This window comes from Rhizobium mongolense USDA 1844 (genome assembly GCF_000419765.1).
In the GTDB taxonomy this organism is placed as follows: domain Bacteria; phylum Pseudomonadota; class Alphaproteobacteria; order Rhizobiales; family Rhizobiaceae; genus Rhizobium; species Rhizobium mongolense.
On record NZ_ATTQ01000003.1, the window covers coordinates 1 to 12,907 of the forward strand.

The 12,907-nt window shown below is 57.5% G+C and carries 15 protein-coding genes and 4 pseudogenes; 9 read left to right on the forward strand and 10 right to left on the reverse strand.

Annotation, left to right across the window (positions count from 1 at the left end; translation table 11 throughout):
* The 3 genes from A3C3_RS0105590 to A3C3_RS0105600 all read left to right on the forward strand — a co-directional run.
* The coding region (locus A3C3_RS0105590; protein WP_022713636.1) for an OmpA family protein at positions 1-775 on the forward strand (775 nt) is incomplete at its 5' end.
* 15 nt (positions 776-790) lie between these two features.
* The gene (locus tag A3C3_RS0105595) at positions 791-1,282 is read left to right on the forward strand and encodes a Rab family GTPase (RefSeq protein ID WP_022713637.1); all 492 of its coding nucleotides are present in this window, start codon (positions 791-793) and stop codon (positions 1,280-1,282) included.
* A gap of 3 nt (positions 1,283-1,285) precedes the next feature.
* Positions 1,286-2,356 (forward strand): adenylate/guanylate cyclase domain-containing protein, encoded by a 1,071-nt coding sequence (locus A3C3_RS0105600; protein ID WP_022713638.1) that lies wholly within the window; start codon positions 1,286-1,288, stop codon positions 2,354-2,356.
* A gap of 343 nt (positions 2,357-2,699) precedes the next feature.
* On the opposite strand, the pseudogene A3C3_RS0105605 reads toward A3C3_RS0105600, so the two are convergent.
* A pseudogene (locus A3C3_RS0105605) lies at positions 2,700-2,909 on the reverse strand (IS1096 element passenger TnpR family protein); the annotation flags it as partial.
* Positions 2,910-3,044: 135 nt separating this feature from the next.
* Here A3C3_RS0105605 and A3C3_RS0105610 point away from each other — a divergent pair.
* The gene (locus tag A3C3_RS0105610; protein ID WP_022713640.1) at positions 3,045-3,653 is read left to right on the forward strand and encodes a hypothetical protein; all 609 of its coding nucleotides are present in this window, start codon (positions 3,045-3,047) and stop codon (positions 3,651-3,653) included.
* 117 nt (positions 3,654-3,770) lie between these two features.
* Here the strand turns inward: A3C3_RS0105610 and A3C3_RS37710 are convergent.
* The 4 genes and pseudogenes from A3C3_RS37710 to A3C3_RS0105630 form a co-directional block, all read right to left on the reverse strand.
* Positions 3,771-4,268, reverse strand: a pseudogene (locus tag A3C3_RS37710) (Csu type fimbrial protein); the annotation flags it as partial.
* Between the two features lie 550 nt (positions 4,269-4,818).
* Positions 4,819-5,003: pseudogene (locus tag A3C3_RS46665) on the reverse strand (Ku protein); the annotation flags it as partial.
* A gap of 577 nt (positions 5,004-5,580) precedes the next feature.
* A complete protein-coding gene (locus tag A3C3_RS37715) occupies positions 5,581-5,961 on the reverse strand; it encodes a hypothetical protein (protein ID WP_022713644.1) in 381 nt (126 codons plus the stop codon).
* Between the two features lie 41 nt (positions 5,962-6,002).
* Complete coding sequence (locus A3C3_RS0105630) at positions 6,003-6,194, reverse strand: hypothetical protein (RefSeq protein ID WP_022713645.1); 192 nt, start codon at positions 6,192-6,194, stop codon at positions 6,003-6,005.
* A gap of 347 nt (positions 6,195-6,541) precedes the next feature.
* Between A3C3_RS0105630 and A3C3_RS0105635 the strand changes: the two genes are divergently transcribed.
* Positions 6,542-6,817, forward strand: coding sequence for a hypothetical protein (locus A3C3_RS0105635; protein WP_028739430.1), 276 nt, complete (start codon positions 6,542-6,544; stop codon positions 6,815-6,817).
* Between the two features lie 172 nt (positions 6,818-6,989).
* On the opposite strand, the gene A3C3_RS0105640 is transcribed toward A3C3_RS0105635, so the two are convergent.
* Together A3C3_RS0105640 and A3C3_RS0105645 are read right to left on the reverse strand one after the other, a co-directional pair.
* Positions 6,990-7,481, reverse strand: coding sequence for a YciE/YciF ferroxidase family protein (locus A3C3_RS0105640; protein ID WP_022713647.1), 492 nt, complete (start codon positions 7,479-7,481; stop codon positions 6,990-6,992).
* 43 nt (positions 7,482-7,524) lie between these two features.
* Positions 7,525-8,418, reverse strand: coding sequence for an ATP synthase subunit B family protein (locus tag A3C3_RS0105645; protein WP_022713648.1), 894 nt, complete (start codon positions 8,416-8,418; stop codon positions 7,525-7,527).
* Positions 8,419-8,772: 354 nt separating this feature from the next.
* Here A3C3_RS0105645 and A3C3_RS46670 point away from each other — a divergent pair, with 354 nt between their 5' ends.
* The gene (locus tag A3C3_RS46670) at positions 8,773-9,462 is read left to right on the forward strand and encodes a hypothetical protein (RefSeq protein ID WP_233450573.1); all 690 of its coding nucleotides are present in this window, start codon (positions 8,773-8,775) and stop codon (positions 9,460-9,462) included.
* A gap of 421 nt (positions 9,463-9,883) precedes the next feature.
* On the opposite strand, the gene A3C3_RS46675 is transcribed toward A3C3_RS46670, so the two are convergent.
* The 3 genes from A3C3_RS46675 to A3C3_RS0105665 all read right to left on the reverse strand — a co-directional run bounded on the left by A3C3_RS46675 (position 9,884) and on the right by A3C3_RS0105665 (position 10,783).
* Positions 9,884-10,144 (reverse strand): hypothetical protein, encoded by a 261-nt coding sequence (locus A3C3_RS46675; RefSeq protein WP_022713650.1) that lies wholly within the window; start codon positions 10,142-10,144, stop codon positions 9,884-9,886.
* Entirely contained in the window at positions 10,141-10,317 is a 177-nt protein-coding gene (locus tag A3C3_RS46680) for a site-specific integrase (RefSeq protein ID WP_233450574.1), read from the reverse strand. The genes A3C3_RS46675 and A3C3_RS46680 overlap by 4 nt, the downstream gene beginning before the upstream one ends.
* A 151-nt stretch (positions 10,318-10,468) precedes the next feature.
* A complete protein-coding gene (locus A3C3_RS0105665; protein WP_022713652.1) occupies positions 10,469-10,783 on the reverse strand; it encodes a hypothetical protein in 315 nt (104 codons plus the stop codon).
* Between the two features lie 211 nt (positions 10,784-10,994).
* Between A3C3_RS0105665 and A3C3_RS37725 the strand changes: the two genes are divergently transcribed.
* From A3C3_RS37725 to A3C3_RS43250, 3 genes and pseudogenes are all read left to right on the forward strand, one after another.
* A complete protein-coding gene (locus A3C3_RS37725; RefSeq protein WP_022713653.1) occupies positions 10,995-11,960 on the forward strand; it encodes a YihY/virulence factor BrkB family protein in 966 nt (321 codons plus the stop codon).
* 243 nt (positions 11,961-12,203) lie between these two features.
* The gene (locus A3C3_RS0105675) at positions 12,204-12,527 is read left to right on the forward strand and encodes a CHASE3 domain-containing protein (protein ID WP_167521922.1); all 324 of its coding nucleotides are present in this window, start codon (positions 12,204-12,206) and stop codon (positions 12,525-12,527) included.
* 18 nt (positions 12,528-12,545) lie between these two features.
* Positions 12,546-12,832, forward strand: a pseudogene (locus A3C3_RS43250) (YihY/virulence factor BrkB family protein); the annotation flags it as partial.
* Between the last annotated feature and the right edge of the window lie 75 nt (positions 12,833-12,907).

Sequence of the window (12,907 nt, forward strand, 5' to 3'; positions counted from 1 at the left end):
CTGGCAGGCCTATGTGTCGCGACTTGAGGCCCAACCGGGCATCATCGTTGCGGAACAAAAGGTGCGCGATGGCCAATTCTACATTTCCGGCCTGAGAGACCCGCTTGGCGCCGACCCGCAGTCGCTGTTGTCTGGAACGCATGTCGATCCCGCCCGCGTTCATTCGCAATGGCAATTCTATCAGAGCCTTGAGCCGGAGTTCGTGTTGAAGCGGCTGACGGCGTCGCTGGCTCCGCCCAAATCTGTTCTGCTTTCGATCGTCCAGGGTCGCATCGTTGTCGTGGGTGAGGCTCCTGCCAACTGGATCAACCGGGCGCGGGCCGCCGCAGAACAACTTTCGGCGGACGGAGTGGTTCTGGATGTCTCGCAGCTGAGTGAGCTGAACCTTGCAGAACTTAATTATTTGAGAGAGGCCATCCAGGCGACCGATATTTTCTTCTATTCCGGCAAAGCTGTGCCGGGACCAGAGCAGATACCGGTCCTCGACAGGTTGGCGGATCAAATAAAGGAATTGGCCCAAAATGCCCGCAAGTCAGGCGTAACAGCGCGGTTCATGTTGACCGGCCATGCGGACGCCACGGGCCGTGAGACGGCCAACGTGTCGATCAGCGCCGCCCGCGCCGAGACAGTTCGTGCGCTTCTCAACAAGCGCGGCGTCGCTCCGGAACTGCTGCTGGTTCGGGGCGCTGGCACCTTTGAGCCGGTGGTGCCTGAAAATAGTCGAACTGGGAGCTCCACCAATCGCCGGGTTTCGATTACGGTAAGCCTAGAGTAGTGCGGAGCTAGGATATTGCAAAAAAAGATCTGCATGTTGGGTGGGTTCGCTGTCGGAAAGACGAGTCTGGTTCGCAGGTTTGTGCAAAGCATCTTTTCAGATACCTACTTGACCACGGTGGGAGTGAAAATCGACAAGAAGAGTGTCGCACTCCCGGACAAAACCGTGGATCTAATTTTGTGGGATTTGGCCGGCGAAGACGATATCGGCTCATTCCGCGTCAGCAATGTGCGGGGTGCGTCCGGGCTCGTGCTTGTCGTCGATGGAACCCGCGCCGCTACTCTTCCCGTGGCGCTCACTCTGCGCGAGCGGGCCGAGGCCGAATTCGGCGCTATGCCGTTTGTATTGCTGTTCAACAAATCCGACCTGGCCGATCGGTGGGCAATATCGGATAGTGAGATTAACGAACTCAGGCAACTTGGATGGCAAATCTATCGAACAAGTGCGCTTTCGGGTGAACATGTTGATGATGCATTTCGTCAGCTTGCTTCGATGGTCACCAAATAGACCATGCATAGATTGCCAAGAGAAGTCGGAAGCTGGATTTACGATTTCTTCTGCAATGAGCACTCTGTCGCATATCTGAAAATTGACGCCCAGCTTTGCATAGCTGCGAAGGGCGGTAACGTTAAACATTACGGGCTCTCATCGCTTCGCATTGGCAAGCCTGTTGCCGATCAGCTTGAATTTATGGAAGGTTTGCTGCCTTGCCCGGAGCTTCCATATCATATGGCCATGGTCGAACTGCCCAGCGGGCGTGTCGCGGACCTTCATCTTTTTGCCGGCAATGCCTGCGTGTGGCTGCTCTTTCTTGACGCCACTGCCGAACGCGACAACAAGCAGCGGCTTCAACAGAAGGCCTATGAAATGACGCTCCTGCAAGAGAGGGAGCGTCAACTCAACGAGAAATTACAATCGACGAACGAGGCGTTGAGGAAGAGCCAGGAGGGATTGTCGCGTGAATACCAGCGCGCCGAATCCCTACTCCTCAACATTCTTCCGGCGTCGATCGCGGAGCGGTTAAAAGCGCACAAAAAAATTGCTGACAACCACGCAGAGGTGAGTGTGCTTTTTGCCGACATCGTCGGTTTTACGGAAAGAACGCGGAGCGTCGGAGCCGTGACGACGCTCGCTATCTTAAATTACTTCTTCAAGGCGGCGGATCGGCTCTCGGAACGATACGGCTGCGAAAAGATCAAGACAATCGGCGATTGTGTGATGGTGGTCGCTGGCCTGCCCACCGCGCGATCCGATCATGCAGAAGCCCTCGCGTACTATGCACTTGAACTGCGGAAGGCGGTTAAGCGCGAACGCTTCGCAGGAGAACCGCTGAGACTCAGAATTGGAATTCACTCGGGACCAATCGTCGCTGGCGTCATAGGCAAAAGGCGGTTCGCCTATGACCTGTGGGGCGAGACCGTTAATCTCGCCTCACGCATTCAAACGTCCGCGGAGCCCGATGAGATCCGTATTTCGGATGCAACTCACCAACTGCTTGGACCAAAATTTGCTTGCGACCTACTCGAGGAAACGGAATTGCGTGGTACAGGTCGTGTGCGAATGTGGCGGCTCTCGGCTTGATTTGCCGCTTGGCAGTGCCGATCCTGGAACGCATTGCATCTCAAACTAATCAAACATCATGGTTTCGAATGTCCGCAGAGGTGAGCGAAGCAGTCGACCACCGAGCGACCTCCAAAGGTCTGTCCTGGGTCAACTCAGAACATCGGATCCTGGAGATTTAAGTCCGCTATCGTTCTTCCCTGCGCCACAAGCGGACCTACTGCTCTCGGCCCCAAATTGGTCATTCCTCTAGGGCCAGGGCGATGTTAGCTGGAGGTGCATTTGAAATAAGGTGCCCCTGTAAGCTATAAGGGTTGTCGGTTCGTATCCGTTCAAGACGTTCCACCTGGAATCCTCGCCCAACTCATTCCTTCGGGACGGCTTTCGGTCTCGGTTGATACAGACGCCGTTTGACGTTCGAGCGTAGAGCATTGCGGAGATCTTTGTCCGCGATCGAAAGGTCGAACCATTCCGGATCAAAGCAGCCACCGCACCAACGAATGGTTTCAGCATATTCTGGATCTTCCCGATCGGCGATGATCTCCAGGAACCGCTCATAACCGGACACGCCACCAGCTCTATTTGCGACTGTAGTGAAAGGCGGGGCCCCCACTTTGGAATCTAGCCTTTCATCAACAGGAAACGCGCGCTTCCATTGGTTTTCATTGCCGGACATTGGCTTCGGCAGGAGATAAGTCAGGAGGTTGAAATGAGCGACAACAAGTCGACCCTTGCCGTCTTGGCCATCGGCTGCACGGCTCTCATCGCGCCGCTTCACGCAAACGCATTGGACATCGGCGGCAAGAACGGCATCAGCGTCAACGGCAGCCGCAGCGGTCTGAACGCTTCTGTTGGAGGCGCCAATGGAGTTAACGCCAGTGTAGGCCGCAGTTCGAGAAGCGGCCTCGGAGTGGACGCCTCGGTTGGGGGCTCCAAGGGGATCAACAGCAGCACATCCGTGAGCCGTCGCAGACCCGCCCTCGACGTCAGCACAACCGCCAGCATCGGCGGATCGAACGGCGTCAACGCTGATGTCGACGCGAGCATCGGAGGCTCGCGCCTGGCCACCGCAACAGCAAGGGTTGGAGTTTCGGAAGATGCTCCTGTCCAATCCACTCTCGGGACGCTTTCGGAAGGCGCTGCGGTCACGAGTGGTGTGGGGGCGGGCAGTATTCCTCGCAGCACGTCCATGGCCTTGAGCGAGATGTCTACGGCAGATAAAGCCAAGGCAAAATTGCGCTGCAAGGACGTCTTGAGCTCGGGTGGATTCGACGCGAGCCTTGTCAAGCTCTGCAAAATGGTCGTCGCGATGCGCTAGCTGATCGCGAAGCTCACCGTTCCAACGTCCTGATCGAGATTCCCGGTGCTTCGGCGTTTCGACCGTCCGGGAATCCCTCGCTTGTCTGATCCGCAAAGATGTCGCCGAGCCTTCGCGTCAATAGGTCAGGGTGACAACTACGGTATCGGTGTAGGTGCCGGGGTTGGGCGTGTCCTGCGGAGGGACGCGGCCATAGACGGTCAAGACTTGAGCCGCGCCGTTTCCGGTTCCAGCAACCGTGCTGCCTGGTGAGGCCGCATCCCCCCACGGCTGCGAGCGAGCCACATCCTTGTAGAGCGCGTAGGTGACGGTTTCGGCTCCTCTCGACATCTTGCGCGCCATCGGCGCTGAGTTCGTGGTGCCGCCGTTTAAGGAGATCGTATAGGTCGTTCCGGGCGTGCAAGTCGCCGTCACGGAGCCGGTGGCATCGACATTAGCGTTTAGTACGCCCTTAGTGCCGAAGTCGATATTCTGTATGGCGACAAGACAGTTCGCAGCAACGTTTGCATTCACGCTGAATGACGTCGTGGCCGAAGTTCCCGAGGCTGCATTGCAGTTGCTGTTGGTGGTGTAGCGATATCGGAACGGCGCGTGGGTTCCGGAAAATAGGCCGAGCCGATCATTTCCGGTTAAGTCGGTTGGGACAAAACTTTGTGTATGCCGGACTTCAGGCGGCAACACCCGCACCGGCGGTTTGAAGGAACTAAAACCGGTTCTGTACGTTGAGTTAGGTTGGAGTGCCATCACGAGCAACGCACCGCGCAGGTAAGCGCTATGGAGATGGTCAGGTACTCCGAGGAGACCTACATGGACCTCACCACACTTCTCATCATAGTTCTTATTCTTGCCCAGGTTGTTTCGCTGGCCGCAACCAGCCAATAACTTTATACACCGCGCGGAATCCTCCGCCAGTGGGCAAGCATTCAGACGTGTAAGGCGTCTACCAGCGTCCTCTGTTAAAATCCGACGCGTTGCCGCCGGCGCCAGCAAGGCCAGCGTCGCACGCGATATCGATTTCCTATGGGTTCCGACCCGGACGAAGCACGCACGGCGCCTTGGAAAATATCCTACCGTTTATCGGGCGCTTGAAAATGCAGATGGGTAGTCAAGGGCTCGAGATGAGTCGCACCGAACGTGGATTCTGCGTCCGTTCTGCGAGTTGCCAAAATCGCAGCTTCGGGCCGATCAGGCCTACTAGAGGCCGGATGAGGACGGTCCGCATCCGGCGAAAGAGAACCGTTTGCGCGATAGCAGCGATTTTGACTTCCGCATGCCGTCTCGCAGGGCGGCGAAGGCATCTTCCGAAACTTTATCGGTCGGCGTGTGCCACGGCTGATCGAAATCGATCTCTCCTTGCGCCACACGGTCGGCGATTTAGATCAAGGGCGACGGCCGCTTAGGCTGTGCGTAAAGCTGAGCTTCGGTGCTCCTGATCGCCTGCGGCCTCGTTTTCTGGCTGCTTCCAGCTGAAGTGAGACCGCGCGGCTGGCACCGAGCAGAAAGAACGGCCCTGCAGCTAAGGAGGGGTGTGTGCAGGGCCAGGTCGCCAGCGTTGCTGGCTTTGGACGCGCGGTGTCTGGCAGTTGTGGCTATGATGACATACCGCGCCATCCACTGCCTTAACGGGCAGAACGTCATAGCGTTCCGGTGCGGAGCGTGCGGTCCGGATCGCCATTATTGCAGCAGACGATGTGCTAGCCCCAAAAGCCGAACAGCCATACAAAAAAGCAGCGACACGATGACAAGCCAAAGCACCAAGCCGATCAAAGTCAGCAGCCCTAGGTCGTCGCATCCTCGCTCCGGCGGCTTTCCAGACTGGCGATTGGGATCACTCATTGGCACGTCCTCCAAAAATTCGGGCGCAGCGGTAACCAAGTCCATCCGTGAGGGGTGGATCGCGCGGCATCACCAAGAGGGAAGGTGTCACTTACTGGAGTACAAGACGCACAATCCTGCCCTCAAACAAACGGAGACACGCCATGTTCGCGTCGTCCGGCAGGCCCGTGGCCGACCTGCCGATGGAACTCACGTAGTTCGCGCTTCTCCACTCGACGACGTCTTCCATTTGCACCCAGATAGTATCCTCTCCGCCCGCGCGGCCATGTTCGAGCTTGTAAGTCGCGACCTTTCCGAAGATGTCGGCGTACTCCATGAGCCGTTCCTCCGAAGCGTCCGGCGGCGACGCCACGCCTTCCAACGCCTCGCGGGTGACGATCACGAGCAAGTCGGCCGTCTCATCGTTCATGGGAATATGGCCATTCTCGTCTCTGAGAAATGGCGGCACGTCCGGGCGCATCTGAAGCGGCATTGGTTCTTAGCCGAAGGACGAAGGGTGGGCCGACGTAGTCGTCAGAAGGCTGGCTCCTGGACCAACACGACCGCGAGAGCCCAGCAATGATAGATATCCTCCGTCACGTCGTCGCTAAAGACGTCCCGCCGTTCATCTGGCATGACCCACTTTTCAGAGCGCGGCTGGGTAGCCTCGGTTTGCAAACCGAAGCCGCGCCGGACGGGGCCTCGTGTTCTCACCGGGCGGCTCATGATTGTTTTCCTACCTAATGCCGCAAAAAGCACCTAGACCCGCGTATAGGTCATCCCCTCCTCGTTGGTATCCGATCCCTCCTCGCGGCCAATAGTCAGGCCTCGGAGCGTACGGTTATGGTCAGGGCACATCCTCCCCGGGGGGCCGTTACCCCAATCGCCCCCCATGGATCAACATATCGTGCGACACGAGAAACGCCGAGGATTGTGGCAATGACACAGAGCGTCGAAATCGATCTGGTCCCGTTGAAGCTGTTCTCCCGGCGCATATCGGAAGGCTAGACCAATAGTACCAGGCTATCCACTCCAGGTTCCGCCAGACGGTCAAAACTAATCGGATGCGAGTAATGCGATTTACTGTCATCGAAGGTGGCAAGAGCAAAGACTATAATTTCACGGGACGAGACGGAAAGCCAACGCCTGAGGCGGTTCGCCGGGAGGCCTCCCGGCGGCGCGATATCCTTGGCCTAAACAGGCATCGCGTCAGGGAGATGGCAGTTGGTGTCCCGGTGCCAGCTAAACTTCGCTATCTTGAAATTCAAATCGAATTCGTCGCCGAGTGCCTGCTGAATCAGGATGATATTCCAGAAGATTTTCGATCCGATAAATACTGGCCTGCGTAACGCTCGATCTATCAATCTGCCGTAGTATGCACTGCATAATTACGTGAGAGATGGCGTCTATGTGTCGGCGTACGGGATCACGGTTCTGAGGGAGCGTTATGGCGGGAGTTGGTGTCACAGTTGGCGTTTTCGAGTTGGGCGGCCACATCCTCCGACGTGCCCGCCCAATCGCTTAAGCAGCTTTTGCGTTGACGGTGGCCTTGGCGATCTTGGACAGCAACTGATCGGTGGTTTCCTCCTCGTCGAGGGTCTGCGCGAGTAGCTCAGCTACTTCGTCCAAACCGAGCGTCTTAGCCCAAGTGACCATCGTGCCGTATCGGCTGATCTCGTAGTGCTCCACAGCCTGCGCAGCGGCCAGGAGACCTGGATCGAGCGCGTCCGTTCCCTGGAACTCCTCCATGACTTCCTTGCCTTCTTCGATGATACCGAGGATGGCATTGCAGGTCTTTGGCTGGGCGGGCTTTCCGAGAATTTGGAAGGCCTGTTCGAGACGTTTTACGTGGTCTTCTGTCTGGCGGCGATGTGTTTCGAATGCCGCCTTTAGATCGGGCGCCTGTGCAGCGTCCGCCATCTTCGGGAGCGCTGTCAGTATCTGTTTCTCTGCGAAGTAGATGTCCTTCATGGTCTCGTAGAGAAGGTCGCCAAGGTGTTTAGAGCCTGCCATGTTCGTGTTCCTTTTCTGATAACTACGGGGGTCTTGCGGATGTTTATTCCTCAACGACGGCAGCAGGTTTCGTGCCAGCTACACCGCCGAACCAGGCTGCGATCACGCCGAGGACGAGTGCTACGAAGCCAAGAAGTGCACCTCTCGAAACGATCTGGGCGGTCGTCTGAGCTGCTTCCAAAGCCTGCTGCTTTGCCTGCTCAACGGATGCCCTGTAGCTGGCCTCGTATTCGTCGACCTTTGCCCGAGCTTGGTCGACGGAGATGTTCTGAGCCTTCGCTAATGCGTCGGCGGCGCGGGTCTTAGCTTCCTCGATCTTGGATTGATCGCCTGTCACCATGGCTTTCATCGCGGCGACTGCCGCCGTTTGAAGTGCTTGAGGATCGTTGCCACCGCTGGAATTGCGGATTTGCCGTTCGATGTCACCCATCGGATCGGTCGCAGCCGCAATCAATGGTGCGGCTGCCGTGGCGGCTGTTGCCGCAGTCCGGCCGACGCCGCCGACGGCGGTTGAAAGGCCGCTGAAAGCGCCGCCGACGAGGGCCCCAGCCGAGGTTGTCAGGAAGTAGAGGATGACCAGCGTTGTCACGGCCCAAGTGGTAATGCCGTGAAACCCGCCTGTGGACGTGCTGGGGCGGCCGGATAAGCGGCTTGCCGCATATGCTCCGATGAACGAAGCGATGATGCCAGCGACGACGAACCAAAGACCGCCAACGATGGAAAAGCTGCTAGCTGTAGGATTGTCCGAAGTTCCGGGATCGAGAACTGCGGCACCAATACCGACGCCGAGCAGATTAAGCAGGATCTGGACGGCAAGTGCGACAACGACGCCTGCAAACACCGCTCCCCACGATATCTTGTTGATGGCCGCCGTAATGCTCGGGCCCGTATACACGGTATCATCCGGCGGCAGGCGATTGATACCTGATCGGGACATTGTGGAACCTCCTTATGTTTTCACGGTTCCGTGAAGGCACAACTCCCATTTCATTTAAGTGTTCCATGACGGGTGAGGGATATTGGGCTCCATGGGAGCTTACTCGTGGAACAGCCCAGCGCGGGGCACCCTGCGCCCCTCAATGTTGCCCCGTTTCCAACGGAACGCTGCCTTCGCTAGGCCTTCCGGAAGACCGGCGCACTCAGCGTTATATCATACCGGCGTTCGCCGCGCATCCAGCGCAAGCCTGTCGCTGGTATGAAAGGTTATCGGACGAGGAGGGCGGATGACCCATCCGCGCGGTCCAAGAAGGTCGGCTACATCATCGATTTCAGAAGTGCGCGAAGGGCGGCTGTGTCGATATTCGCTGGAATTTCGCTGAGCCTGTATTCCACCAAAGCTGCAACGGCCTCTAACGTCTCTCGCTCAGACCATCCGGCGGTCCTTGCTGCTTCAATCAGATCGGCAAGAGCGAATTGTATTGCGTCCTGGCATCACATACCTACGCATTCACCCCTCCCGTGGTTCCCGTCATGGGCAAAAACGTCTTTGCCGGCAGCCTCTTGCCGTTCACATCACAAGCCACCGACGCGCTGTTCGATGGCCTGCGCCAGAATGTTCGGCAAAATGAATGCGAAGAAGCTGCCGGTCATCAAGGATGAAGACCTGCAGGCGGCAGCATCCATGTTCACCTTTTCATGGCTGTTCGACACGCTTGAGCGGACAATGGACATGCCCCCGCTCCAGAATGCCGACGGCGATGATCTCGTGTTCCACGATGTCAGGTTTCCGCTGGCTTCAGGGGCAAGGCAGAAGGACATTGCCGCTCGGGTGAACACCATTCCCGGCATGTCGCAGGAAAACGCAAAATTCTGGAATTGGCTGGAGGATAAACAGAAAAGCAAAGGCAAGAAGAACACCGGGCTTTCTCTCGACACCACCATGGACAGCGGCTTGCTTGTGCTGGGAAATGTCGAGTTGAAGGTGCGCTTCCTGCATTTGGCGCCCAATTCGGCGCGCGCGCAGACAAAGGAATGGCCCTGATCCAGGAGACCCTCGGTGATCTCGTGCGCCCTCCGCTCACTGAAATCCGCACCGTGGAGCAGATGATGGCTGAACGTCCTGCCCAAGATCAGACAGAAGCACCATCCGACATTCCGCCCGAAATCGCTGAGCAGATCGTCCATCAGTTTATGGACCGCCAGTATCGTGAAACCCTTGACCAGCCGGTCGGAATGCTCGGCAACAAGACGCCACGTCAGCGGCAAAATCAGCCGCCAGCCCGAAGGTTGCCGAGTGGATCAAATATCTCGAAAACTAGTCCGCAAGGCACCCGAATCCCGCCGACCCAATGGCCACATACAGTTTCGAGTAGACGTGGCACGAACTCGGCGTCGTCGAGCTGCGTCAGTAACCGCTACCGTATATCTGTGTCCCAATAATGTACTGAGGTTATAATCGTTGATCAATCGGCGGTGATGTTGCTCAGTCCACGGAGGGCAATCTCCCGAGCGTCCAGGAACGACCAGAACCGGCGGAGATTGAGCACCGTGCGTTGCACCGAACGTCCGATCGGCGTCGGCCCCATCTGGCGAATGCGTTCCCGCACCAACGGAGCGATCTCGGCAACGAAGGATGGGTTCGATCGACCTGGTCTTCTCCCGCTCGATCCGGACATAATCCTGTCGACGGCCCAGCGATAAAGCTTGTCGAGCGCCGCGATCATCCGGTCCAGGAAGAGGCCGATATGCGGAACGGAGGCTCGGACAGGCGCCGGGCTTCGTGGAATGCGGCAATGTCAGCGCGGTCGGCCGACCAGAGAGATTTGCCGTTCCGGCGCTCTTCGAGGAAGCGCATCCAAACGATGATGTCCCGCGCATAGGCGCGCAGGCTGTTCAACGATACCCCCATGGTCGGGCACGACCGGAGGAAACGGTTGAGGTAGTGATCGAAGCGCCGTTGCCTCCGAGGATGAACGGCATGCCCAGGGCGATGCTGTCCGCAGCCATTACCTCGTCCGCGGAGAGTTCGTCTGTCGCGCCGTTGACCGTCACCAGTTCTGTCGTTGATCGCCGCCCGGCGCTTTCATTCTGCCGACCATGCCGGCTAGCTCGGAGAAGGATGGTAGATCCGCCTCGGGCTGGCAGCGATTAGCGAGTTGCAGTAACAGTATCGGGAAACTGATCGCATCACGATGCGCCGGCGAAAGCCCCTCCCAGGCTCCGTCACTTGTTTCGATTGCCTCAGCCTTTCGCAACGCGATTTCGATATCATCGGCCGACAGCAGACCGCGCCGAACCAACACGTGATTGATCGAAGCAATCGTCATCAGTAGCCCTTCGACCTGCAGGTTCGCGACGTTCATGATTGCCTACAACCTTTTTAATGGTTCCAGCACAACTCCGCGTAAAAGGCCGGGAAAATCAATCCCCGGCCTCTCCTCCCTTCCAAGCGGCGCGAAAAGTCGATAACTAAACTTCTGATGACAGTTTGTTCCGCTCGCTGGCTTACGGACGCCGGCAAGTTTCGAACAAATTTCCTTGCGTCGTAGTGGGATTGTACGACCGTGTGGAACTATGACAACGAATGCCAAAGACAAGGAAGCCGTAGGTCCAACCGCCATTCAAAGTGACGAGCCAGCGGAGTTGCTGGCGGGTCGGGGATGGCGGGCAGCGCGAGCGGTGCTGTACGAGGCGATGCTTCGCCTTTGGGATGATGAAGCTTTGTCGCTGGCCGGAAATATCGCATTTAGAGCCGTTCTGGCGATGTTCCCCTTCCTTGTGTTCGTCAGTTCACTGACCGCCTTCCTCGGCGATCGTGGTATCTCGGATCACCTCATTGAGTTCCTGATCGCGATTATACCTGCACCCTTGGTTGACACATTGGTTGCGGAGGTTCGCGCTGTGGCGACAGTAAGGCGCGGCGAGGTCGCAGGCGTCGGTGTCCTGCTGACCATCTGGTTTGCCCTCGGTGGCGTCGACAGCGTGCGGGTCGGGTTGAACCGGGCCTACGACATCAAGGACAACCGGTCGCTTTTGGCTGTCTATGGTCTCCACATTCTGGTGGTGATCTGCGGTGCGCTGGTTTTTGTCGTGGTCGGTTATCTGCTGATCGTAGGCACATTTGCCCACCGGTTTCTGCCTGCCTTCGAGGCCCACCTGCTGACACTCGATGCTGTTCGATACCCGGCGGCGGCGGTCATCTTGACGGCGGCGCTGTTCGGGGCTCACACCTTTCTGCCCGCGCGATGGATCCGTTTCTCGAACATGTGGCCTGGCGTGCTCATCACCGTGGTGGCCTGGATCGGCCTAGCCGCGGCATTTTCGTTCTATCTAGCTCGTTTCGCGAACTACGCGAGCTACTATGCCGGATTGGCCGGTGTCATTGCCGAATTATTTTTTATCTATCTGGCGGCCCTGGTGCGGATATTCGGCGGCGAAGTGAACCGGGCCCCAAGAATTCGCCGCTTAGGCCGCTCTCTTATCGACAATCGATCAGTCGAGGCGGACGGCTCGGCGAACACTTCAGATGAAGATCGGTGATCCAGACTGTATATCTAACAACCCGTTGGGAGGAATGGCTCAACCGGAACCTTTTGCGTCAACGCCGGTTCTAATTGTCAGCAAGTCGACCCTTTTCAGCTCTTTGAGAAGAACCATAGCGTCGCAGCTCGCGGCTGTCGTGAAAGTGGCATGGAACGCAACCACCGGCCGTTCTCCGGGCAGACAATCTGCTCTCGGACGCTTAAGCGGATTAGCCTTCGCTGTTGGGGGAGGCAGGGTACTTTGCCGGCCTTGCAGAAAGCCCAGCAGTTGGCTGCGGGTTTTCCGGTGATGGACACGCAACTTCAAGAACTCGCCGGAACGATTGATGGAAAACTAGCGGAAACCGACGAGACGATTGCTGTGCACAAACAGGGGCAGGGGGAAGCCGCTCTGGCGAAGGTACGTTCCGATGTAGGCAAAGCGCTGATGGACCGTGCGAGAGTGACCTTCGACGTGCTGATTGAGCACGCTGACCGTCGCCCGATCTCGTCGAAAATCAGCGTTTTTTGGAACTATCCTGATCACCGCACTGGGTATTGTCCCACACGTGTTGACGCTGCTTAGCCTGGAGGGTTGGAATGCGCCATTCTTTCCACATTGGTGTGGTTGATCACATCGGCGGGCTTCTACCTCGCCAATTTTGCCGATTACAATGCCACCTATGGCGCGCTCGGTGCGGTTGCCGGCCTGATGGTATGGATTTGGATCTCGGTGATCATCCTCATTCTTGGCGCGGAACTGAACGCTGAACTGGAACATCAAACCGCGCTCGATACGACCATCGGTGCTCCGGCTCCCATGGGAAGAAAAAACGCGGAGCCGTGGTTGCCGATACACTTGGCGAATCTGCAAATGAGACGAGGTGCTAATAGCAGTTTAACGCGGCCATTCCCAACGCGCCGGGGTCTGCTAGGCGGCGCGCTAAACCGGAGCGTGAACTTCGT

Bases quoted from the DNA above. Each gene is read 5' to 3' on its own strand.
- A3C3_RS0105635 (WP_028739430.1), top strand. From the start codon at position 6,542: ATGCGATTTACTGTCATCGAAGGTGGCAAGAGCAAAGACTATAATTTC.
- A3C3_RS0105665 (WP_022713652.1), bottom strand. From the start codon at position 10,783: ATGAACGTCGCGAACCTGCAGGTCGAAGGGCTACTGATGACGATTGCT.
- A3C3_RS0105640 (WP_022713647.1), bottom strand. From the start codon at position 7,481: ATGGCAGGCTCTAAACACCTTGGCGACCTTCTCTACGAGACCATGAAG.
- A3C3_RS46675 (WP_022713650.1), bottom strand. From the start codon at position 10,144: ATGATCGCGGCGCTCGACAAGCTTTATCGCTGGGCCGTCGACAGGATT.
- A3C3_RS0105630 (WP_022713645.1), bottom strand. From the start codon at position 6,194: ATGAGCCGCCCGGTGAGAACACGAGGCCCCGTCCGGCGCGGCTTCGGT.
- A3C3_RS37715 (WP_022713644.1), bottom strand. From the start codon at position 5,961: ATGCCGCTTCAGATGCGCCCGGACGTGCCGCCATTTCTCAGAGACGAG.
- A3C3_RS37725 (WP_022713653.1), top strand. From the start codon at position 10,995: ATGACAACGAATGCCAAAGACAAGGAAGCCGTAGGTCCAACCGCCATT.
- A3C3_RS0105600 (WP_022713638.1), top strand. From the start codon at position 1,286: ATGCATAGATTGCCAAGAGAAGTCGGAAGCTGGATTTACGATTTCTTC.
- A3C3_RS0105645 (WP_022713648.1), bottom strand. From the start codon at position 8,418: ATGTCCCGATCAGGTATCAATCGCCTGCCGCCGGATGATACCGTGTAT.
- A3C3_RS0105610 (WP_022713640.1), top strand. From the start codon at position 3,045: ATGAGCGACAACAAGTCGACCCTTGCCGTCTTGGCCATCGGCTGCACG.